Raw genomic sequence first — 20,553 nt, forward strand, 5'->3', positions numbered from 1 at the left:
GCGGCGGTTCAGGTGCCGGTGCGGGTGGCGGACTCCAGTTGCCTTCCCGCGCGGGCGTCGGCCGTGGCGAGGCCGGCCTCGATGTCGTCGAGGGCCCGGCGGGCCGTCGCGATGCGCTCCCTGACCTCGGTGGCCGGGTCGGGCCCCTTGCCGGGCGGCGGGACGCGGCTGGCCTCGTCCTCCATCTCGCGCGCCTCGTCCAGGGAGTTGAGGACCACCCCGATGAGCACGTTGACCAGGACGAACGAGGCGAGCAGCGCGTAGGAGGCGTAGTAGATGATGCTGAGGCGGGAGATCTGCAGGCCCGCGCGCACGGCGTCGGTGAGTCCGTCGAGCGTGGTCAGGAGGAAGAGGGTGAGCGCCGCCCGGCCCACGGAGCCGTAGTGCTGCGGGTCGGAGTCGGCGAAGCAGACCCAGCCGACCATGGCGTACACGTACAGGACCAGCGCGCCGATGAAGAGGAAGCTGGCGGTGCCCGGCAGGCTGCGGCCGACCGCGATCAGCAGGATTCGCAGGTGGGGCAGGAAACGGGCGGTGCGCAGGACGCGGGCCAGGCGCAGCAGCCGCAGGACGGTGGTGTTCTCGCGGATCATCGGGAGGAAGGCGGAGGCCACGATGGCGAGGTCGAAGAGGTTCCACGGATCGCGGAAGAATGCTTTCGGCCGGTCGGCGTAGGCACCCAGCCGCAGCAGCATCTCCACGGTGAACAGGGCCAGGCAGCAGTTCTCGGCCGCCCCCAGCACCTGCCGGTACTCGGCGGCGAGCCCGCTGTACGTCTCCAGCCCCATCAGGGCGGCGTTGAAGAGGATCGCGCAGAAGATGACCAACCCGAAGGCCTGGGCCTCCGTGACCACCCGGCAGCGGGCCGCCAGTTTCATGCGGCCGCGTCCGGCCTGCATCGGGTCCGTCATCTCGCTCCTCGTGCTGGTCCCGCTCGTCGTCTGACCTGGCACGGCGCCCGGCGGGGCGCAGTGGTCCGCCCTTCTAACGCCTCAGATCCGCTCGGGTTTCACTTCCGCCACACGGTCAACGCGCAGGGGTGCAAAGGGGTCGGCCGTTCGCCGCGTCCCGGAGCTACGCTTCACATTTCGGCAGCAGCCATCAAGCAGGAGTGTGCCCCGTGCTCGGACCGGTCCAGGAGAATCCCTTCCCCGACAGCCACACCCTCGGGGAAGGACCCGAGCCGCACCCGCTGTTGCGGCCGGTGCTGCCGCTGCTGGGGCGCTGGCACGGCCGGGGACGCGGTGAGTACCCGACCCTGGAGCAGGACTTCGAGTACGCCCAGGAGGTCACCTTCAGCCACGACGGCCGGCCCTTCCTGCGCTACGAGGCCCGCGCCTGGCTGATCGACGGGACCGGGGCCGCGGTGCGTCCCGCGGGCCGGGAGGCCGGATGGTGGCGGATCACGCCCGAGGCCTCGCTGGAGGTGGTGCTCACGCATCCCACCGGCATCGTCGAGGTCCTGGTGGGACAGGTCTCCGGAGAGGAGATCGAGCTGGAGACCAAGGAGGTGGCCCGCACCCCGCTGGCCAAGGAGGTCACCGGGACGCGGCGCCGGTACGGCATCCACGAGGACGAGCTGGTGTTCGTCCAGGAGATGGCGGCGGTCGGCCAGCCGATGCAGCACCACCTCGCGGCCAGGCTCCGCCGGTTCTGACGTACGTCTGCCGTACGTCTGCCGAACGGGGCGGCCCGACGTCGTACGGACGCCGGGCCGCCCCCGCGGTCACTGCCGCGGCCGATGCCGCTAGTTCTTGCCGAGAAGGCCCTTCATGGTGTCGATCTCGGCGGACTGCGAGGCGATGATGGCGGCCGCCATGGTCTTGGCCTCGGCGGAGGAGCCCTGGCTCTGCTCCGTCCGGGCCATCTCCACCGCGCCCTCGTGGTGCTTGATCATCAGCTCCAAGAACGCGGTGTCGAAGGCCTTGCCCGAGGCCTTGCGGAGCCCGTCCATCTCCTCGGCGGACATCATGCCCCCGCCCGCATCGTGCTGCCCGTGCTGCGCGTGGCCGGAGGCGTCCGCGGCGGGCACCGGCTCGCCCCAGGCGGTCAGCCACCCGGACAGGGTCTTGATCTCCGGGTCCTGGGCCTTCTTGATCTCCTCGGCGAGCCGCTTGACCTGACCCGACTCCGCCCGGCCGGGCGCGAGGTCGGCCATCTCCACGGCCTGGCGGTGGTGGGGGATCATGCCGGTCGCGAAGGCGACGTCGGCGGCGTTGTGCTCGCCCGCGGCCGCGGGGGACTTCGTGGCGGAGGCCGTCACGGACGGGGAGGCGGCGGGGTGCCCGCTGTGCCCGGCCGATCCGGAGTCCTCCGAGCCGCAGGCGGCCAGCAGGAGGGCGGCAGCGGCGGCGGCGGTCACGGCGGCGGCGCCGCGGCGCAGGGGGGAACGGTGTGCGGTCATGGTGGTGCAACTCCTCGGGTGAAGTGGTCAGGACGTGCCGGGGCGCGCGCCCGCCGCCGGAGGGAACCGGGGCGGCCGGGCGCGGTGCGGCGTCCTATATCCGCAGGAGTTGCAGTTCGGAGAGGTCGGGCGGGGCACGTCCCGCGCCGGTGGAGGCCGCTGCCGCGCCGAACGGCGGCGCGGCGGGCAGCGCCGCGTCCAGGGCGGCGGCCAGGGCGGGCGGGGCGTAAGCCGAGCCGACTCCGGCGGCGGCGCAGGTCCCGTCCGCGTGGGCGGGGTGCTCCGCGCCGCCGGCCGGGTGGGAGCAGTCCGCGCTGCCGTGGTGCGCGGCCCCGGAGTCCTCGGAGGCTGCTGCGGCCCCGGAGTCTCCGTGGGTGCCGGCGGCCCCGGCATGGGCGTCGGCCGCCACGTGGACCGGCACGGCCGCCGGAGCGGCTGCCCATACCTGTACCTGTACCGGTACCGGCCTCGGACCGAGGCCGTGCATCGCCAGCACCCCGGCCAGGACCGCGAGCACCAGCAGCACGAACCGCGGCCCGGCGGGGCGGCGGCTCGTACGGTGCACGGCGGCGATCATCCACTCATCGTACGAGCCGCCCGCGCGCTCGGCCCGCCCGGTCCGCCCTTCGGGCTCGTCCGTCAGCCGCGGCGCAGGACGACCTTGCTGCCCGCGGCCCTGTCGTGGGCGCCGCGGTGGTGCTCGTCCAGCCGCATCGCGGCGGCGTTGGCGGCGGTCAGTACGGGGACCAGCCAGGTCACGAGGTTCACGAGGTGCCGCAGGGCGGCGCGGCCGTACGTCAGGCGTGCGCCGGTCGCGGCGTGCACCACCTCCAGCCCGAGCAGCCGCTTGCCGGGGGTCGCACCCCAGCGGGAGACGCTGACGGGGGAGTAGAGGAGGAAGAACGCGAGGACCCACAGCGCGGCCAGGGCGCGGGCCGTCGTCATGTCGGTGAGGTCGGCGGTGTCGCCCCCGAGGACGAGCCGGTCGACGGCCACGAGCGGCCCGACGGCGGCCACGACGCCGACGGCCAGGTCGAGGAAGAGGGCCGCACCGCGCCGCCCGATACCGGCGCGGGAGCCGGGACCCGATGCCGTCGGCGCGAAGCGTGCGAGGTCGCCCCCGGATGCCAGGGAGTCGAACATGGCTTCCTCTTCCGTCCTCGGGCAGGCTCCATGACGGTCAGGGAGGGGCCCGGGCCGGGGAAGCTTATATTCCGCTTACCGGTCCGGAGGAAATCCGTCTCCGCGCCCGGCCGCCTCCGCCGGGACCTCGAAGACGAACGCGATCCCCTCCTCCTCGTTCCCCCGCTCGCCGACGCGCGTGAAACCGAAACCCGCGATCGTGGCCAGCGAAGCCTCGTTGTCGGACCGGATGGTGGCCCGCACCGTCCTGACCCCGGGCTCCTCGGCGGCCCTGGCGAGCAGCGCCGCCAGCATGGCGCGGGCATAGCCACGGCGGCGGTACCCGGGCACGACGGTGTAGCCGACCTCGACCACGCCGGCCTCGTCCGGCGGCCCGTGGAACCCGGCGTCGCCGACGACGGCCCCGTCCGGCTCGGACACCGCGGCCCGGGTGGTCCAGGGTGCGGCGGACGGGTCCCGGGCGAGCTGGTCGGCGCGGTAGCCGAAGATCCAGCGGGCCCGGTCGGAGACGAAGTGTTCGTCCAGGGCGACCCCGCACTCGGCACTGCCGGCGGCGAGGTCGCCGTCGGCAAGGGCCCGCAGCGCTTTCGCGTCGAGCTCGACGAAGCGGACGCGTCGGGGGAGGGCGCGGGGGCGGGAGTCAAGAAGTTCGTTGTCCATCGCGGAGATGCTCGCCCGGCACAGGAGGACTGTCCACCGCTTTACGGCCGCCTCCGACCGGGCGGCCCGCGGCAGCACGAAGCCGCCGTCCCCGGAACCGGGGCGACGGCCTCTGCGGCAGTCCACGCGCCAACGTGGGTGCTGCCCGGGATCCCTGGTCCGTACGGTTGCAGCCAGTAGCAGTCAGGGGATGCGGTGGCTGCCTAGGCAGCCACCGGCGTCAGCCTCCCCCTTCGGGCCCCGGAACTCAACCCGGTGTGAACGCGGATGAGCCAAAACGCCCCGCGGCCACCCCCGGCCGGGCGCCGGTGATCTCCCGTCAGGTACGGGAACGGCTCCGCGGGGGATCTTCGCTGGCAGCAGAGGTGCGTCCCGGCGCCGTCCTCCACGCCCCGGTCAGGGCCGCCCCGTGGAACGGGAGTGAGCCAAAGCAGCGCCGACGAACGCCCCCTCACAGAGGCGCCCGGCACCCGTCCGAGCCCTGATAAGTTGCCGCACGGGAAGCGCCAACTTCCTCCACGTGCATGCCGTTTGCAGCCAGTAGACCGACCTTCGCGAGACCTCTCACTCCGCACCCCAGGGGGATGCAGCCATGTCCACGAGCCGCACGCAGGAGCCCGGCGACCGGGTTCCCCGGACGCGCCCGCAGCACGATCCGCACCGCCTGTCCCTGCCCTACGTGGCCGCCCTCGTCACCTTCCCCGTCCTGGGCACCGTGCTGGCCCTGGCCGGCCTGCCGACCGCGGAGATCATCCCGCTCCTCGGGTACTGCGCCTCCATCGGCGTCACGACGGTGCTGGTGGCGAGCGGCGGCCGGCGGCTCGCGGCGGGCGTCGCCTCCGCCGTCCTGCGCATCACCCGGTGACCCTGCGATGGGACGCCCCGAGAAGCCCGTCGACCGGACCCTCGTAGCCTGCGGCCTCCTCGCCGACCTGCTGCGCGCCGCACGCCGCACGACCGGAGTCACCCACAGGACCCTGGCCCTGCGGACCGGAGTGTCCGCCGCCACGCTCAAGCGGGCGGCGTCCGGCCGGACGGTCCCTTCGGAGGCCACCGTCAGGAAGTTCCTCACCGCCTGCGGCGCGACCCCGGACGAGGTCGCCCGGGGCTGCGCACTGCGCCGCGCCGCCCGCACGGCGCAGTTCACCCCGGCCGAAGGCGTCGCGATCCCCGTGGCACTCATCTCGACGCGCGCGGAGCTCCGTACCGCCCTGGTCGCACTGCACCGGCAGGCGGGATCACCCTCCTACCGGCACATGCAGGACCGGGCCGGCAAGGTCTGGCTCGCCCTCAGCAGCCTCTCCCGGATCCTCAACCGCAAGATGCTCCCCACCAGTCGCGGCCAGATGTCCGCCTTCCTCCAGGGGTGCGGCGCCCCGGAGGAACAAAGGGGGCACTGGCTGACCGCCTGGGAACGGGTCACCCGGCCCTACCGACTGCCCAGTACCCGGCTCAGTCCCGCTGCCGCCCTCAACCCGCGGGTCGTCCTACGGCTCACCTCCAGCCTGGGCGGCCTCGGCGCGGCCCGCCCGCGCCCGACGGCCGCCCGGTCGCGCAGGGCGCAGTGGGGCCGGGACCTGCTGCACCTCATCGAGAGCGCGGAGGGCATCGACACCCCCACCCTGGCCCGCCGGGCCGGCCTGTCGGCGGACGCGGCCGCACACCTGCTGACGTGGCTGACCGGACAGCGGCTGGTGACCACCTACCGGGGCGCCCACTTCCCCGGCCCGTTGCTGACGCCCGCGGCCGGACCCGCCCCGTACCGGGACCTGTTCGCCACCGCCCTGGGCCGGATGCGCGACGAGGCCGGCGCGGCGGTGTACTTCAGCCGCTACCTGGACGGGGAGGTCACCGTCCAGGCGTACGCCGACAGTGCGAGGACGCCGAGGGTCACCGAATGGGTCCCGTTCAGGACGGCCGCCCATGCCAGCGCGATCGGCAAGAGCCTCCTGGCCCAGCTCGACCCCGTGTCCCGCACGGACCACCTCGCCCGCTACCCGGCCGTCAGACTCACCGACCGCACGATCACCGCGCCGCACGTCCTGTTCCCGGACCTGGACCGGCACGGCCCGGACGCCCCCCAGTTCAGCCTCCTCGAATACTCCGCGGGGGAGGTCTGCGCCGCCCTGCCCCTGGGGCTGCCCGGCAGCCCGTCGACCATCGCCCTGTCCCTGCCGGTCCGGCGCTCCCGGCGCCTGATCCCGGCGGCAGGCCTGCTGGCGCGCCGCATCGACGACCTCCTGCTCGCCCTCCTCCTCACCGCCGACCGCCCGGCCCCCGCCGGCGCGCCGTCCGCGCCCGGTTGACCCCGGCGAACACCGCGTGGCCGCCTTGGCGGAACGTGTGTCCGGCGGCGCGGACACGAGCGGTAACATCAGTGGTCCGTGGATCATTTGGGGGGTCAAATGCCTTCGCACGTAGTTTCGTTCGCGCTGGATGACCAGACGACGGTCGGCTTCGAGATCGAGACCGATGACAACTTCCATCAGGTCGGCGCCGGTACGGCCGTCGCCCGCGTCCGTGATGCCGTCCAGCCCGCCGTGGAAGCGGCGCGGACCGTGCTCGACCAGGTCGCGGAGATGAAGCCGGGCGAGGTCCAGCTCAAGTTCGGGATCAAGGTCAACGGCACGGCGAACTGGCTGGTCGCGAAGGCCGCGACGGAGGCCAACTTCGAGGTCACCCTCACGTGGCGGGACGGCGCGGCTCCGGCCGCCCGGCCGGAATCGTAGGAGGGGCACGGCAGGGGTGGGCGGCAGCGCCACGGGGCTGGTCATGGACAACCAGCGCAGCAGGCCCACGAAGGACTCCTGGGTCGCTGCCGTCCACGGCAGCGACACCGACGAGGCGTCGCTCGGCTCCGCCTTCGTGCTGGATGCCCACCGCGTTCTCAGCTGTGCCCACGTGGTGCGTGCCGCCGTCGATGCCGGAGCAGGTCTGTGGGTCGCCTTTCCGAAGGCGGAGGAGCACGACACGGTGCGCATCCCGGTCCGGGAGATCGTCCTGCCACCCGCCGCTCGCCAACGCACCCAGGACGTCGCCGTCCTCCGGCTCGCCGGTCCGGTCCCGGCGTCCCGGATCCCCAGGCTTCGCTGCCCCAGCCCCGACGACATGGTGGGACGCGACTGGTGGGCGTTCGGCTTCCCCGGTGGTGAAGTCCTCGGGAACTCGGCCGCCGGTGTCATCGGCGAGGCCCTGGGCTACGGATGGGCACGTCTCGACACCCAGTCCCGCTACACGGTCAAATCCGGTTTCAGCGGGTCGGCGATGTGGTCACCCGAGTACGACGCGATCGTCGGCATGGTCGGTCAGGCGAGCGGCGAGGGCGACGCCCGCGCCTTGTCGCTCTGGCAGGTCGACCGGATCTTCCCCGAGGAAGGCATCGCAGGCCTCGCCGCGTGGACGGTCGAGGCGGCCGGCGAGTCCGCCCTCGCCTCCTGGGGCTGGGCGCTGGGGACCGATCCGGAGGCCCCCCGTCACTGGCGGCCGCGGGCCCGCGGCGTCGGCATCGACACCGAGAAGGGGTTCCGTTTCCGGGGGAGGACGGCCGCCCTCACCACGATCGTCGACTGGATCGAGGATCTGCCGGCCCGGAAGGCGCTCGTCGTCACCGGATCGCCGGGAGTCGGCAAGTCCGCCGTCCTGGGCCGCATCGTCACCACGGCCGACCGGGAGATCGCGGACATGCTGCCGTCGGACGACACCGCCGTACGGACACCGGTCGGGTCGATCTCCTGCGCCGTGCACGCCAAGGGCAAGACGGCGCTCGACGTCGCCGTCGAGATCGCCGCGGCTGCGTCGGCCGCACTGCCCGATGACATCGAGTACCTGCCGGAGAACCTGCGCGAGGCGCTCAAGGTCCGTGCTTCGGCCCGGGACGACGGCGTCCCGCCCGATTTCACCGTGGTCATCGACGCCCTGGACGAGGCCGTCACCCCCCAGCAGGCGCGGCTGATCATCCGGCGGATCATCACCCCGCTGGTGGAGACGTGCACGGACCTCAACATCCGCGTGATCGTGGGCAGCAGACGCCGGGACGACGCGGGCGATCTGCTCGCCTCCTTCGGCCGTGCCCTGTCGCTGGTGGACCTCGACGAGCCCCGGTTCTTCGAGCAGGGCGACCTGCGGTCCTACACCCTCGCCACCCTCCAGATACGCGGTGACGAGAGGCACGACAGCCCCTACGCCGACCACCTCACGGCCGAGCCGGTCGCCTCCCGCATCGCCGAAATGGCCGACCGCAATTTCCTGGTCGCCGGCCTGGTGGCGCGGGCCCACGGTCTGCACGACAGGGAGGCGGTCCGGCCGGAGGAGATCGCCTTCATCCCCACCGTGGACGGAGCGCTCCGCGACTATCTCGACCGGATCCAGCCCGTGCACGGGTGTGCCGCCGGCTCCGTCCTCACCGCTCTCGCCTTCGCCGAGGCCCCGGGCTTCTCGTTGGCCCTGTGGCGTCTTGCGATCGTCGCGCTCGGCGGTCCCGTCATTCCGGAGGACGCTCTTTCCGCGTTCGCCCGTTCATCGGCGGCGAACTTCCTGGTCGAGTCCGGCGGCGAGCGCCGTGACACCGTCTACCGGCTCTTCCACCAAGCGCTCGACGACACCCTGATCAGTGCCCGGGCCGAACTGCACACGCGCCGGGAGGACGAGCGGGCGCTCGCCCGCGCCATGATCGCGGAAGGCGAGAGGGCCGGCTGGGAGCATGCCGACCAGTACGTCCACCGCTCGCTGTCCGGCCATGCCGAGGCCGGCGGCGTACTGGACGAGCTGCTGATCAAAGAGGAGTACCTGCTGCACGCCGATCTGCGCCGGCTGCTCCCGATGACGGATCGCGCCGACTCCGAACTGGCCGTCTCCAGGGCCAAATTCATCAGGCGCACCCCCCAGGCCCTCAACGCCGGTCCCAGCCAGCGGATCGCCCTCTTCAGCGTGACGGAGGCCCAGCAGGGTCTCGGCCGGGTGTACCGCGAGCTGGCCCTGTCCGCGCCCTACCGCGCCCGCTGGTCCACTGTGGTGCCCGGCCGGGAAGAGGCGGTGCTGGACGGTCATACGCGCTGGTCGTACGCCCTCCACACACTCACCGCCGGGGGCAGGGAACTGATGGCCAGCGCGGGCGGGGACGGCACCGTACGGATCTGGGACCCGGTGCTGGGGGAAGTCCTCCACGTCATGGAGGGACATACGGACGAGGTCAGGTCCATCGCTTCCGTACGTCTCGGAACGACCGAGGCGCTGGCCTCCGCCGGGCGGGACGGGAAGATCCGCCTGTGGGATCCCCTCGTCGGAGAGCCGCTCGGCGAGATCGACGGGGACGCGAACGGGTACTCGGCGCTCTGCTCGTTCACCTGCGACGGCCGTCCGTTGCTGGCGGCTGCGAGGACCGCGGACTTCACCGTCCAGCTGTTCGACCCCGCCACGGGTGAGCGGATCGCGGCCTTCGAAGGCCATGACGACTGGGTGACCTCTCTCTGCGCGATCACTCTGGACGGCGTCACCCTGCTCGCCTCGGCCGGCGAGGACGGGGTCACGCGTCTGTGGGACCCCGCAACCGGAGCCACCCGCTGGAGCGTGAGCCACCTGGGAAACTGGCAGTGGACCACGGATCTGTGCGCGATCGAGGTCCGCGGACGGACTCTGATCGCCGGCGCCGGGTACGACGACGTGATCCGGCTCTGGGACGCACGGGACGGCGACGAGGTCGGGAGCCTGAGCGAGCACGACGGCGCGGTGCTCGCCCTCTGCGCCACCGCCCTCGACGGGAGGCCGGTACTGGTCAGCGCCGGCGCGGACGAGACGGTGCGGCTCTGGGACCCGGAGACCGGCGCTCAGCTCTCCCTGTGGCACGGCCACGCGGGCTCGGTCTACTCGGTGTGCGCCCTCCACGCCGGTTCCCAGGTCCGCCTGGCCAGCAGCGGGGACGACCGCGTCATCCACATCTGGGATCCGGCGAGCGGTGAACCCACGGCCTTGGCGGAGGACGAGGAGGAGGACACCTTCGACGTCGCCTGCGTGGCCCGTACGGCATCCGGGATGCTCATGGCGACCGCAAGGGTCAACGGCCGGGAAACCGAGATCAGGGACCCCGTCTCCTGGGACAAGGTCCGCAGTCTGCCGACGGGAGCCGTGCAGGCGATCTGCCGGGTGACGGTCGCCGGGCGGTCCTACTTCGCCGTCGCCGCCCAGGAAATCGCGCTCTGGGATCCCGAGACCGGCGAGCAGACCGGCCTGTTCAAGCACCCCCACCTCCTGTACCTGTACGTCAACTCGCTCTGTGCCATCCGATTCGGCACCACCCCGGTGCTGGTGGCCTCGGCGGGCACCTCCCTCTACTTCTGGGACCTGGCGCGGGAACAGCCGGTCCACGCCTGCGAGATCGGCAAGGCGGGAGCCGGGGCGATCTGCCCGGTGCCGGTGCGTGGGCAGCTCGCCATCGCGGGCATCACGTTCAACGGGCGCGTTGCGGTGTGGGACACGGGGTCCGGCAAGCAGGTGGCCCGGATGAGCGCAGGGCGGGCCGCGTTCACCGCGCAGTGCGCCGTCCGCGTGGGCGGGCAGGTGCTGCTCGCCACCGGAACCGAGTTCGGAGTCATCCAGCTCTGGGACGTGTGTGCCCAGAAGCCCGTCGCCGTTCTCGAGGGCCACTCGGCCCGGGTGCAGCAGCTGTGGGTCTCGGTCGTCGACGGCCGCACCGTGCTGGTGAGCGCTGGTGACGACCGGTCACTGCGGGTCTGGGACCCGGAGTGCGCCCGGCCTCTGGTGGACATCCCGGTCCACCACGTGATCCAGTGCGCGGCTCAGGCGGGATCCGACATCACGGTCAGTCTGAACGCAGGAACGCTCGGGGTCCGGTTGGATCTCACGGGGCGGCATCCCGGCCCTGCCGAGAGCCGGGGGAACGCGTTCCCCGGCAACAGGGAAGCCCGTGCGGCTGCTCAGAACGGTCACGCTTCCCGGAGATGACGTACGGGCCGGGCTGTCGCGGCCCACCGCCACCGCCACCGCCACCAGCGCACTCCGGGACGGCGGTGACCTGTTGCGCGGCCGTCCTCACGGAGCCGTCGTCGGACGGGTCCCGAACGGGTGGAGCCTGGCGCGCAGCTCCCACGACTTGTTGAGGGAAGCCTCATGGGCTTCAGGGTCCGCCGCAGCGAGGTCGCGCCGGATCTCGATGGCTTCCCCGACCGCGGCGAGCGCTTCCTGCCATCGGCGCAGGACGCCCAGAGCGAGGGCGAGGCTGTGCAGGTTCCTGGCCAGGTTCGGTCGGTGGACGTCGGGCAGACGTTCCGCGAGGCCGCGGTAGACGGCCACGGCCCGGGTGACGGCGGCCAGGGCTTCGTCCCTCCGGTTCAGGGCGCTCAGCGACAGGAACGACCGGTCCAGTGCGGTCGCGAGGCCCGCCAGGTAGGCGTCCGGGTGAACCGCGGCGAGGCCCCCGTACATCGCGACTGCCCGCTCGGCCGCGGCAAGCGCGTCCTGGTGCCGGCCCACGTCGCGGAGTCTGGCGGAGAGGTTGCTCTCCACCCGTGCGAGATCCGGGAGGTATGCGGCGGGGTACCTCTCGGCGAGCGCGCGGTACGTGTCGACGGCCTCCTCGGACGCGGCCAGGGCCTCCTCGTGGCGCCCCAGGGCGCCCAGTTCGACCGACAGGTTCCCGAGGACCATGGCGAGGTTGGGGAGGTGCGCGTCGGGTCGGCTCTCGGCGAGGCCACGGCAGGTGGCCAGGACGCTTTCGATGGCGGACAGGGCTTCCTCACGCCGCCCCGTGGCGGCCAGTCTCACCGCATGGTTGTTCGTGATCAGGGCGAGGACGGGGAGGTACTCGTCCGGGTCGAGGTCGGCCAGCAGGCTATGGGCACTCAGCGCCTGCTCGGCCGCTGTCAGCGCTTCCTCATGCCGTTCCACCTCACCCAGGCGGGTGGACAGGTTGTTCAGCGCCATTGCATAGGACGGGAAATGCTCCACGAAGGATGCCTGGGCCAGGCGGTGCCGAATCCGTACGGTGCTCTCGATGACGGTCAGCGCGTCTTCCTGCCGACCCAAGGCGCTCAGTCGGTTCGACAGGTTGTTCAGGGCCTTCGCGAAATCGTGCAGATAGGAGTCCGGATCGGCCCGGGCGAGGTCGCGGAACACAGCGGCGGCCTCCTCCACCGCTGCCAGCGCCTCCTCCTGCCGTCCCAGCTCGCTCAGCCTGTTGGAGTGCTCGTTCAGCGCCCTCGCGAGGCGTGGCAGCCGGTCGGGCTCGTCTTCCGGCAGCGCGCGACAGCCGTCTGCGAGCCGCCCGGAGGCCTCAGCGGCCCAGACGGCGAGACGTCGGCTGGACTGCGGGAGCAGGCCGACGAGGCGTTGCAGGCCATCCGTTCCGATGTCGCCGCCGGTGATCCGCTCCAGCGCGGCGAACAGGGGGCCGGGATACTCGGTCTGGGTGGCGACGTCGATGAGTTGCGGTGCCAGGTGACCGCCGTGCCGAACGCACAGTTCGGTCAACTGCTCGTCCAGGCGGCCTTCGACGTCGGGGTGCGCGGCGGCCCGGCTGTAGACGGTCAGCAGTTGCGCCGCCTGCTGGGCGTCCGTGTCCGGTGCCAGGTACTCGGCCAGGAGAGGATCGGCCTCGAGGCGCAGCCCGATGAAGCGTTCTGCCAGCCGGTCGGGGTGGAGGCTTCCCCACAGGCGGCCCCGGACCGAGGGTGGGAAGAGCGCGGTCAACCAGGAGCTGACGGCAGCCCGCCGATCACGTGGCTGATCCGCGAGCGTGGGTACGCGCCGCAGCGCATTGTCGGCCTGCTGCTCGTCGGCGGCGCCGACGAGCAGCGCAGCGGTGACCGCGTCGCGGAGGGTGGTCCCGGTGAGATCGGGAGCCACGCCCGCGACCCCGGCCACGCGGGTCCAGTAGCGGCTCTCGTGGCCGAGCAGACGCTTCTCCGCACCGTGGTGAGGCACCGCCGTGGTGGCGGCCTCCGGCGCTTCGGCACGGTCGAGCAGGTCTGCGAGAGCGGTCATCAGCAGGGTCAGTGCATTGTCCAGGCCGTCCCGGGCGAGCCGTGGAGTGGGCAGAGCCGTGGCCAGGACCGGCCAGTCGTGGTGCTCGTAGCCCTGAACCTGCGGCAGCGCGGCGGCAAAGGCCTGCACGGCTGCCCAGTAGGACTTGACGCGGTCCGGCGGATCGGGGTCCAACGGAGGAAGGGCGACCACCGCGGTGCTCTCGAGGTAGTCCTGCATGGTGCTGGTGAAGGTCTGCGCCCGGCTCCACCAGTCCCCGGCCGTTCGGGCCAGCAGCAGGATCTTGAACGGCGTGCCGCCGCCGTGCTCGGCGGCGGCCTCCGCAAGCCCCGCGAGCTGGCTGGTTCGTGCCTCGGCATAGTCGACGACGACCAGCAGGGGTTTGGCGGCGTGCCGCAGGACCCGCACCTCGGCGGCGGTGGCCTCGGAGTGTGGCCACAGTACGGCCCAGCTCTCGGCCGCGAGGGTGTCGGCGAGGTGGTGGGCGAGCCGGGTCTTGCCCTGTCCGCCGGGTCCGTGGAGGAGCAAGGCACCGAAGCCGGCCTGGCCGCACCACGCCTCCAGCCTCGCTATCGACTCCTCACGGCCGCGGAAGGGCACCGTCTGCCGGTCCGCTGCGAGCAGTGCCGCGGGCGACTGCGGGCCGCGGGCGGGCGTGGCTTTCACGGCGGCCAGGTCCTGGAACTCCACCGCCTCCAGCGACCGTGGGCCGGCGCCGTGTGCGGCCAGGGCGGCACGGAACGACGCATCGTGGTGCAGCACGTAGGCGGGGACGACCTTCAGCGCGGCATGCCCGGAGTGTGCCGACTCGGCGAGGACCACGCCCGTCAGCAGGCGGTCGCAGAACATCGCGGCGCCCGACAGCCCGCCCCATGGCGAAGAGGCGGTGGTCGGCCAGCTCCGTGGGTACGCCGCCAGGTCCATGACGTACTGGTTGCGCACGTAGCCGCTGCCCGGGTTCACCCGGCCGCGTTGCTGACCGGCCTCGACCGCCGTCGCGGGGCGCTGGACCAGTTCGGGCACGCCCCAGGTCTCGCACTCCTGGCCGGGCCGGGAGGTGACGAGGCGCCCCCAGCGCACCTCTGCTCCCCGAGGAGGACGCCAGCGGTCGTCGGTGACCAGGACCAGTGCGGCGTCGTCGGTGCCGCCCGGTGTCCCGCACCACACGGTTTCGCCCAGGAACTTCCGCTCGCCGCCCGGATGGAAGACCCCTACGCGTCCGCCCTTGCGTGCCACGACGTGCGCCGAGGTGAGCACCAGCCGCGGCCCCACCGCATACCCTGATCCCGGCCCGCCAGGCCCGGTGACCGCCACAAGCCTTGCCTCGTCCACCCTGCCCCCAGTGTTGTGCCGGCATCCTGTCGCAGTTGCCCGTCAGTGCGGGATGCGCCGACTCGTATCACCAGGCCCGTCCGGGCGGTTCTGCGAACCGCTGATCAGTAGGTCCTCACCGCTTGCGCTCCTGGGCGTCAGGGTGAAGGCGACGCGATGCGTCCGGCCTCGCGAGACACCTGCCTCGGTCTCCGCCGAGACGGCCCACAGCCGCAGGCCCCCCTTGGCCTTTCCATCGGCACGAAGCTCGACCTGGAACTCCATCTCGATCGGCCCCACCGCGAACGTGACCTCCTGGTCCGCGCCCTGAGCCGCGGCCGCCAGCAGCTCGTCGCGTACCGCCGCCACCGCATCCACCAGAGGAATGTCCATCGACCCCACCCGTTCCTGATGTCACATCAGTTTGATGCTTCCAGGGTAGAAGGCCGGGCGTCCTGCGCGCAGCCCGACCACCGAAGCGTCGCTCGGCCCACCGGAGCGCGGACCGAGTCACGTGGTCCCGCAGGAGTCGGCCCCGACGGGAGCCGAGGGACCGGGCGGTCCCGCTGACCACGGGTGAGGTCCTCGTGGTCAGCGGCTCAGTTCCGGGTGGCCGGCAGCCATCCGTTCTGGACGGCGTGGGCGCCGGCCTGGAAACGGCTGCGGGCACCGAGCGCGTCCATGAGCTCGGCGGCGATGCGGCGGGCGGTCCGGGGGGAGACCCCGAGGCGTTTGGCGATGGCCTCGTCGGTGAGGCCCTGGAGCAGCAGGTGGAGCGTCTCGCGGTGCTGGCGGGTCAGCCCGTCCATATCGCGTTCCACCATGGTGCCCAGCGGGGTGGCGGACTGCCAGACGCTCTCGAAGAGGGCGCACAGCGCGGCGATGGTGCCCCCGTAGGTGAGCACCACCACGCCGGCCTGGGCGTCGTCGGTGTCCAGCGGCAGCACGGCCTCGCGCCGGTCCGAAATGATCATCCGGATCGGCAGGGTGGGGGCGGTGCGGACCTGTCCGCCGCGCTGGCTCAGCCAGTCCACGTGATCGAGGGTGGGCTGGTGGTTGCGGACACTGTCGAGGTAGACGGTACGCATGGTGATGCCGCGGTCGAGGAGCTCGATGTTGGGGCCCTGGCTGGCTTCCAGGTCGCCGGCGGTGTGCGCCCCGCCGGGTGCGAACGTCATGATCTCGTGGCGGGTGGTGGCGGCGAGCCGTGCCAGGCGTTCGCGGATCTCCTCCGGCCCGTGCAGGCTCTCCACGCCGACGCTGTGCGGCCGCAGCGCGGAGCACTCTGCTATCAGTTGCGCGGCGGCGGCCCGGGAGGCCTCCACCTTCTGCTGGTGGGCGGCCAGTTCGGCCTGCTGGCGGGCCAGCAGCAGCTCCATGGCGTCTTCCGGGTTCAGCGGCCGGAAACCGCCCTCTTCCCGGCCCGAGGGCCGTACGAGAGCGAGGGCGCTGAGCCGGTTCAGGCACTCGCGCAGCACGGTCTCGTCAAGGGCGAGGCGACGGGTCAGCTCTCCCACCCCGTCGTCGGGGTGGACGAGGAGGGCGCGATAGACGCGTTCGGCCTCACGGTCGAGGCCCAGGAGTTCCAGCATGGATTCGTCTCACCGATACGGGTAGGGGGCTTCCCCTTGGGCATGGACGTCGATTTTATGCGCCTCCCGCAGGCGTAGTTGACCATGGTCGGTTCCTGTTCCTGCATAAACAGTCCCGCCCGGCCGCCTGTACGGAAACAACGCGTGCTGCCCAGGATGACGGCATGTATCTCGTGCATGTCCGACTCCACGCTCCGGACCACACCCGTTTCCCTCCGGACGCCGCGCAAATGTTCCTGGGCTGCGCCCACGACGGGGAGGGCGCGGAACACGTCAGCACCCACACCGACGGTCCGGAAGGACCGGTCGTGGGCTTCTACCTGACGGCCCGCTCCTTGGCGGCCGCGGAACACACCGCGGTGGTCGTCTGCCGCAGGGCCCTTCACCTGCACCCTGCGCTCGCCGGCCTGTCCGTGCGGGACAGCGGGGCCGTGCTGGTCCCGGAGTACTGGGACGGTCTCCTGCGATCCGATGGACGGGATATGCAGTTGCAGGATCCGTCCACCGGCAATCCCTTCCACCCGTTCTGAAGACGCAGCAGAGTAAGGACATCGGCCGGACCAGCCGACACCGGGGAACCGCAGGGGGCACCCGGGAAAAGTAATCACAAAGACTTCACCCCGAGGGGAACCCGATGACCGTGTTTGCCATCCGAGCCGCCAGGACCGTCGCCGTCGCATTTCTCGCCATCGGCGCGTTGAACCTGCCGCATTCGGCCACCGCGGACACCGTCACGGAATCGCAGCACACCGTCGTCGCGGGCTCTGCAGACCTTCCCGGCCACGTGGACCTCGACTCGACGGGCAACCGCGGGAACAAGGACCGGGAGGACGTCACATGGGGCCACTGAAACCGGTGCACGTCCTGCCGCTTCCAGCCCTTCCGCTTTCCCTTTCCCGAACCGGGGTCACCATGTTCCGCCGTCTCTTCGCCACCCTGGTCGTGCCGGCCGTCGCAGTCCTCGCCTTCGCCTCTGTGGGCGAAGAGCCCTCCGGGCGCGGCGGTGACAGCGGATCGTCCCTCGTCACCTCGCTGGACCGGCCGATGCGCGACGTGCCGCTCTGCTGCTGACCCGCTCTTCTTTCCCTTTCACCCCAGCTTTGAAGAACCGCCGGGACACCGGCGCCCGTTGTCGTGCCGAAAATCGCACCGAGAGAACAGAGAACGTGGAGGACGCATGTCGGCCAGGATGAAGCATTCGCCGGACCATGAGGACGAGTCTTACGACGTCGTCCAGCACCAGGACCCGGCCCGGAACCGCCTGACCCCCGTCATCCAGCTCCCGCCGGACGCCGCCCTCACCGTGGTCGATGCCCTGACCGAGGTGGTACGGGAAGCGCACCGGCGCGAGCGCACCGACCCCACGCCGCACGGCGCCGTCAAGCGGGCGCAGGAATTCGAGGAAGGCGACGTCTTCATGGTCGAGCCGCCTTTCGAGGGGTTCGTCTCCTGCCGCTACCTCATGGACTTCTACGATGTCCGGGACAGGAACATCTGCTCGCGCATGCACATACACACCGGGCTCCGGTTCGTGCGCATGATGACGGGTCCCGATACCACCATCAGGGTTTCGAGCCTCGTTCCGGTCGATGTGTTTTCCTCACCGGGCTGGAACGGCGGCCCGCTGGAGACCTTCGTCGATCTGCTCCCGGACGTCCCGGCTCCGCACACCAGGGAGCGGTACAACGTCATCGTGCCCCCGAACTCGTGGGTGGACATGCAGGTGCCCTGCGGAGTCTCGCACCAGTTCAATGCCGTGGGCCCGAACGCCGTTGTCGACTCGGTGCATCCGGAGGAATCGCTGGAAACCCGGCGTGAGGGCATGTCGGGATACAAGATGATGGCGCAGACGATCTTCCTGGCCAAGGAGAGGGACGCGGCGCTGACCTGCCTCGAGACACGGGGAACCCTGGTGGCGGCCGACGCCGCGAGCTGACCCCGCGGGAGGTGTCCCGTGCTGCCTCCCCGCGTTCGGCCGCGTCAGCGCCCGCCGTCGGAGACGGGCGACGACGCGGCCCGAGGCCCCACGGGAAGGCTGCTCCGGTGGCCCATGCACCGCATGCCCTGCCGGTACGCCCACACCGCCCGCTCCTCCTGCCCCGAGCGCTCCAGGACCTCGGCGAGCTCCGCCCAGGCGAAAGCCGCCTGACGTCCGGCCTCGGACGCCTCCAGTGTGAGCGCACCCCGTTCGTAGGCGGCCCGGGCCGCTTCCTCGTCACCCAGCTCCAGGTGGGCGGCGGCCAGCACCAGCAGGGTCCGGGCCGTCTCCAGGCGGTGGTTGGGCCCCAGCAGGTCCAGGGCCCGCCGGGCGTGGGCGACGGCCTCGTCAGGACGGCCGGACAGCAACTCGGCACGCGCCAGCGCCGTCTCGCAGTAGGCGAGGTCGACGGTGCTGCCCTGGCTGGCCAAGGTGTCGGCGCTCTGTCGCAGCAGTTCCTTGGCGGTGTCCACGTCGGGGGAGTCGCTCTGGAGGAGGACACCGGCGTAGGCATTGCGCAGCCGGGCGAGCGCACGGTGGTTGTCGCCCTCGGAGTAGATCGCCAGGGCCTGACGGATCAGCTCCAACGCATCGCCGGAGCGGCCGTTGCGGTGCGCGGCCACGCTGGCGTTCCAGTAGACGGCGCCCAGCGCCCTGGGGTCGCTCACTTCCTTGGCCCGCTCGATGCCGAGGGCGGCGAGGTAGGCGGCACGGTGCAGGTCGCCGCGCTCGATGTGCAGCCCGACGAGGGTCGAGACCAGCTCGATGCCGGCCACCGACGGCGCGAGATTGAGGTCCTGGACGTGCGACAGGGTGGCTTCGGCGAGGTCGACCGCATGGGACAGGTCACCGAGTTCCCGGTAGCAGCGGCACAGTGCCACCACCACGGACAGCTCCGGGAGACGGCTGTGGGGCTGGCGCGCCGCGGTCCGCAGCGCCTCGTAGCGCACTGCGGCCTCCTCCAGGCGGCCGCAGTGTTCGAGCGCACGGGCCGCCCCGAGCTCGGCGGCCTCCTCGGTGGCCCGGTCGCCGTCCGCAGCGGCCTTCTCCCGGAGGTCCTCGAAGCCGCTCAGCGCCTCTTCGGGGTCACCACTGAGCAGCAGCATCTCCGTGTAGTGGAGCTCTAGTTCGAGGTCCTCCGCCCCGGCTTCCTCGATGAAACCGAGCAGGCCGGCCGGGTCGCACGAGAGGCGCTGGGCCAGCTGTTCCAGGACGGCGCCCGAGGGGTTGCGCTTGCCCGCTTCGAGCAGGGAGACATAGCTGGGCGACAGGTTGTCGCCCGCCAGGTCGGCCTGGGACATCCCCGCATCCCGGCGGAGCTGGCGGATACGGGATCCGAGCCCTTGCAGATCTACCACGACCACACCTCCGTGACTCGCGACGAAGACTAACATTTGACTGCCTGAGTCAAGCCGCCTGAGTCAAGCTGCCGGGGGAGGGCTCGGCGGGAGCGGGCTCACTCCTGTTTCACCGCCCGGATCACGACGTAGCCGAACCGCCCGGTCCGCAGGTTCCTGCCGGAATCCCGGGCCAGGCGTTCGGTGAAGAACCGGCGGTAGGCGTCCGCCTGACCGGCGTGCCGGCCCGGCGGCAGCTTCTGCGCGTGCGAGGGGAGCTGGTCCAGTGAGCGGATGACGTCCCGGGTGATGTCGCGCTGCCCTGTCACCCGCAGGCCGGCCGCCGCCGCCCGGGCGTCGGGCGACGGCGCCGACCGGTGCCACTCGTCGGCGATCAGCAGGTGCCCGCCCGGGCGCAGTACCCGAACGGCCTCGGTGAGGAACCGGTCCGGGTCCGTGAAGCAGTGCATCGATTCCACGGAAAGGACCGCATCGAAGTGCGCGGCCGGGTACGGCAGGAGTCCGGCTTCCCCCCGGTGGAAGGACAGACCCGGTTCGCGGTGGGTTCGGCGGGCGAACTCCACGTTCGCCGCCGTGTTGTCCATGCCGACGACCGAGCGCGGCCGGTGCGTACGGGCCACGAGTGCGGTTCCGCCCCCACGCCCGGCTCCGACGTCGAGTACGTCCCTGCCCGCCAGCGGGATCTGGCGCGCCACCAGGTCGTAGAGGCGGGCGGCGGATTCCCAGACGGAGCCGCGCGTGACCGGCAGTGCGGGCGGTGGGGGCAGGCCGTCGTCGTATCCCATGTTCATGAAGGTGAACCAGGCGTCCGGGTAGAGCACGGTCATGACGTGGTACTTGGCGCGGTACAGCGCCGTGCGGTCGTCCGCGGGGCCGGAGCAGCCGGCGCCGGAGGCCGTCAGGACGCGTTCCGCGACCGCCCGGCAGGCCTGGGGCGAAGGCGGCTCCGTGGCGGGTGTGTGCGCGGCGACGTGTTGCGCCGCGCGGTGCCACCGGGAGGCTTCCCCGGCAGGTGCGGGGAACCAGGTGAGCGCGTCGAACAGGTGCAGGGCCTGCTGTGCGTCGAGGGGGGCGAAGGGGTCGGCGGTGCGCGGCCGGATCATCGTGGGGTCC

General features: G+C 71.9%; 19 protein-coding genes. 9 read left to right on the top strand and 10 right to left on the bottom strand.

The genetic code is table 11. The annotated features are described in order from the left end of the window. Positions 1 to 8: 8 nt before the first annotated feature. Positions 9 to 911: an ion transporter gene (locus IO30_RS0132615; protein WP_031149065.1), complete on the bottom strand. Its 903-nt coding sequence runs from the start codon at positions 909 to 911 to the stop codon at positions 9 to 11. A gap of 209 nt (positions 912 to 1,120) precedes the next feature. Between IO30_RS0132615 and IO30_RS0132620 the strand changes: the two genes are divergently transcribed. After that, on the top strand, positions 1,121 to 1,657 hold the full coding sequence (locus tag IO30_RS0132620) for a heme-binding beta-barrel domain-containing protein (protein ID WP_031149067.1): 537 nt from the start codon (positions 1,121 to 1,123) through the stop codon (positions 1,655 to 1,657). Between the two features lie 90 nt (positions 1,658 to 1,747). Here the strand turns inward: IO30_RS0132620 and IO30_RS0132625 are convergent, their stop codons facing one another. The 4 genes from IO30_RS0132625 to IO30_RS0132640 form a co-directional block, all read right to left on the bottom strand. After that, positions 1,748 to 2,404, bottom strand: coding sequence for a DUF305 domain-containing protein (locus tag IO30_RS0132625; protein WP_031149069.1), 657 nt, complete (start codon positions 2,402 to 2,404; stop codon positions 1,748 to 1,750). Between the two features lie 94 nt (positions 2,405 to 2,498). Then, the gene (locus IO30_RS0132630; protein ID WP_031149072.1) at positions 2,499 to 2,981 is read right to left on the bottom strand and encodes a DUF6153 family protein; all 483 of its coding nucleotides are present in this window, start codon (positions 2,979 to 2,981) and stop codon (positions 2,499 to 2,501) included. A 62-nt stretch (positions 2,982 to 3,043) separates the two neighbouring features. Then, on the bottom strand, positions 3,044 to 3,547 hold the full coding sequence (locus IO30_RS0132635) for an RDD family protein (protein WP_051902737.1): 504 nt from the start codon (positions 3,545 to 3,547) through the stop codon (positions 3,044 to 3,046). Between the two features lie 75 nt (positions 3,548 to 3,622). Beyond that, positions 3,623 to 4,207: a GNAT family N-acetyltransferase gene (locus IO30_RS0132640; protein ID WP_051859152.1), complete on the bottom strand. Its 585-nt coding sequence runs from the start codon at positions 4,205 to 4,207 to the stop codon at positions 3,623 to 3,625. Between the two features lie 592 nt (positions 4,208 to 4,799). On the opposite strand from IO30_RS0132640, the gene IO30_RS46180 reads away from it, so the two are divergent. The 4 genes from IO30_RS46180 (at position 4,800) to IO30_RS0132660 (ending at position 11,164) form a co-directional block, all read left to right on the top strand. Continuing rightward, entirely contained in the window at positions 4,800 to 5,072 is a 273-nt protein-coding gene (locus IO30_RS46180; protein WP_031149078.1) for a hypothetical protein, read from the top strand. Positions 5,073 to 5,079: 7 nt separating this feature from the next. Further along, on the top strand, positions 5,080 to 6,513 hold the full coding sequence (locus IO30_RS44040) for a helix-turn-helix domain-containing protein (RefSeq protein ID WP_051902739.1): 1,434 nt from the start codon (positions 5,080 to 5,082) through the stop codon (positions 6,511 to 6,513). A 99-nt stretch (positions 6,514 to 6,612) separates the two neighbouring features. Beyond that, positions 6,613 to 6,936 (top strand): CU044_2847 family protein, encoded by a 324-nt coding sequence (locus IO30_RS0132655; protein WP_031149083.1) that lies wholly within the window; start codon positions 6,613 to 6,615, stop codon positions 6,934 to 6,936. Between the two features lie 16 nt (positions 6,937 to 6,952). Continuing rightward, a complete protein-coding gene (locus IO30_RS0132660; protein ID WP_051859154.1) occupies positions 6,953 to 11,164 on the top strand; it encodes a trypsin-like serine protease in 4,212 nt (1,403 codons plus the stop codon). A gap of 87 nt (positions 11,165 to 11,251) precedes the next feature. Here IO30_RS0132660 and IO30_RS0132665 read toward each other — a convergent pair whose 3' ends face one another. From IO30_RS0132665 to IO30_RS0132675, 3 genes are all read right to left on the bottom strand, one after another. Beyond that, on the bottom strand, positions 11,252 to 14,473 hold the full coding sequence (locus IO30_RS0132665; protein WP_051859155.1) for a tetratricopeptide repeat protein: 3,222 nt from the start codon (positions 14,471 to 14,473) through the stop codon (positions 11,252 to 11,254). 102 nt (positions 14,474 to 14,575) lie between these two features. Further along, positions 14,576 to 14,905 carry a trypco2 family protein gene (locus tag IO30_RS0132670; RefSeq protein WP_031149088.1) on the bottom strand — a complete coding sequence of 110 codons (330 nt, stop codon included), beginning with the start codon at positions 14,903 to 14,905 and terminating at the stop codon, positions 14,576 to 14,578. A 206-nt stretch (positions 14,906 to 15,111) separates the two neighbouring features. After that, positions 15,112 to 16,104: a helix-turn-helix transcriptional regulator gene (locus IO30_RS0132675; RefSeq protein ID WP_031149090.1), complete on the bottom strand. Its 993-nt coding sequence runs from the start codon at positions 16,102 to 16,104 to the stop codon at positions 15,112 to 15,114. A 164-nt stretch (positions 16,105 to 16,268) separates the two neighbouring features. Between IO30_RS0132675 and IO30_RS0132680 the strand changes: the two genes are divergently transcribed. The 4 genes from IO30_RS0132680 (at position 16,269) to IO30_RS0132695 (ending at position 18,040) form a co-directional block, all read left to right on the top strand. Further along, positions 16,269 to 16,634 carry a hypothetical protein gene (locus IO30_RS0132680; protein ID WP_157853423.1) on the top strand — a complete coding sequence of 122 codons (366 nt, stop codon included), beginning with the start codon at positions 16,269 to 16,271 and terminating at the stop codon, positions 16,632 to 16,634. 104 nt (positions 16,635 to 16,738) lie between these two features. Beyond that, positions 16,739 to 16,954: a hypothetical protein gene (locus IO30_RS0132685; protein ID WP_031149094.1), complete on the top strand. Its 216-nt coding sequence runs from the start codon at positions 16,739 to 16,741 to the stop codon at positions 16,952 to 16,954. A gap of 62 nt (positions 16,955 to 17,016) precedes the next feature. Then, positions 17,017 to 17,175 (top strand): hypothetical protein, encoded by a 159-nt coding sequence (locus IO30_RS45700; protein ID WP_157853424.1) that lies wholly within the window; start codon positions 17,017 to 17,019, stop codon positions 17,173 to 17,175. 106 nt (positions 17,176 to 17,281) lie between these two features. Continuing rightward, positions 17,282 to 18,040 (top strand): hypothetical protein, encoded by a 759-nt coding sequence (locus tag IO30_RS0132695; RefSeq protein ID WP_199921014.1) that lies wholly within the window; start codon positions 17,282 to 17,284, stop codon positions 18,038 to 18,040. A gap of 44 nt (positions 18,041 to 18,084) precedes the next feature. Here IO30_RS0132695 and IO30_RS0132700 read toward each other — a convergent pair whose 3' ends face one another. Next, positions 18,085 to 19,383 carry a helix-turn-helix domain-containing protein gene (locus tag IO30_RS0132700; RefSeq protein WP_234321651.1) on the bottom strand — a complete coding sequence of 433 codons (1,299 nt, stop codon included), beginning with the start codon at positions 19,381 to 19,383 and terminating at the stop codon, positions 18,085 to 18,087. Positions 19,384 to 19,538: 155 nt separating this feature from the next. Then, complete coding sequence (locus tag IO30_RS42390; protein WP_051902741.1) at positions 19,539 to 20,543, bottom strand: class I SAM-dependent methyltransferase; 1,005 nt, start codon at positions 20,541 to 20,543, stop codon at positions 19,539 to 19,541. Positions 20,544 to 20,553: the final 10 nt, after the last annotated feature.

It is taken from the genome of Streptomyces xanthophaeus, assembly GCF_000725805.1.
Taxonomy (GTDB): domain Bacteria; phylum Actinomycetota; class Actinomycetes; order Streptomycetales; family Streptomycetaceae; genus Streptomyces; species Streptomyces xanthophaeus.

Bases quoted from the DNA above. Each gene is read 5' to 3' on its own strand.
- IO30_RS0132615 (WP_031149065.1), bottom strand. From the start codon at position 911: ATGACGGACCCGATGCAGGCCGGACGCGGCCGCATGAAACTGGCGGCC.
- IO30_RS0132680 (WP_157853423.1), top strand. From the start codon at position 16,269: ATGTATCTCGTGCATGTCCGACTCCACGCTCCGGACCACACCCGTTTC.
- IO30_RS0132670 (WP_031149088.1), bottom strand. From the start codon at position 14,905: ATGGACATTCCTCTGGTGGATGCGGTGGCGGCGGTACGCGACGAGCTG.
- IO30_RS0132675 (WP_031149090.1), bottom strand. From the start codon at position 16,104: ATGCTGGAACTCCTGGGCCTCGACCGTGAGGCCGAACGCGTCTATCGC.
- IO30_RS0132695 (WP_199921014.1), top strand. From the start codon at position 17,282: ATGTCGGCCAGGATGAAGCATTCGCCGGACCATGAGGACGAGTCTTAC.
- IO30_RS0132630 (WP_031149072.1), bottom strand. From the start codon at position 2,981: ATGATCGCCGCCGTGCACCGTACGAGCCGCCGCCCCGCCGGGCCGCGG.
- IO30_RS0132685 (WP_031149094.1), top strand. From the start codon at position 16,739: ATGACCGTGTTTGCCATCCGAGCCGCCAGGACCGTCGCCGTCGCATTT.
- IO30_RS45700 (WP_157853424.1), top strand. From the start codon at position 17,017: ATGTTCCGCCGTCTCTTCGCCACCCTGGTCGTGCCGGCCGTCGCAGTC.
- IO30_RS0132625 (WP_031149069.1), bottom strand. From the start codon at position 2,404: ATGACCGCACACCGTTCCCCCCTGCGCCGCGGCGCCGCCGCCGTGACC.
- IO30_RS46180 (WP_031149078.1), top strand. From the start codon at position 4,800: ATGTCCACGAGCCGCACGCAGGAGCCCGGCGACCGGGTTCCCCGGACG.
- IO30_RS42390 (WP_051902741.1), bottom strand. From the start codon at position 20,543: ATGATCCGGCCGCGCACCGCCGACCCCTTCGCCCCCCTCGACGCACAG.
- IO30_RS0132700 (WP_234321651.1), bottom strand. From the start codon at position 19,383: ATGTCCCAGGCCGACCTGGCGGGCGACAACCTGTCGCCCAGCTATGTC.
- IO30_RS0132655 (WP_031149083.1), top strand. From the start codon at position 6,613: ATGCCTTCGCACGTAGTTTCGTTCGCGCTGGATGACCAGACGACGGTC.
- IO30_RS0132640 (WP_051859152.1), bottom strand. From the start codon at position 4,207: ATGGACAACGAACTTCTTGACTCCCGCCCCCGCGCCCTCCCCCGACGC.
- IO30_RS0132635 (WP_051902737.1), bottom strand. From the start codon at position 3,547: ATGTTCGACTCCCTGGCATCCGGGGGCGACCTCGCACGCTTCGCGCCG.
- IO30_RS44040 (WP_051902739.1), top strand. From the start codon at position 5,080: ATGGGACGCCCCGAGAAGCCCGTCGACCGGACCCTCGTAGCCTGCGGC.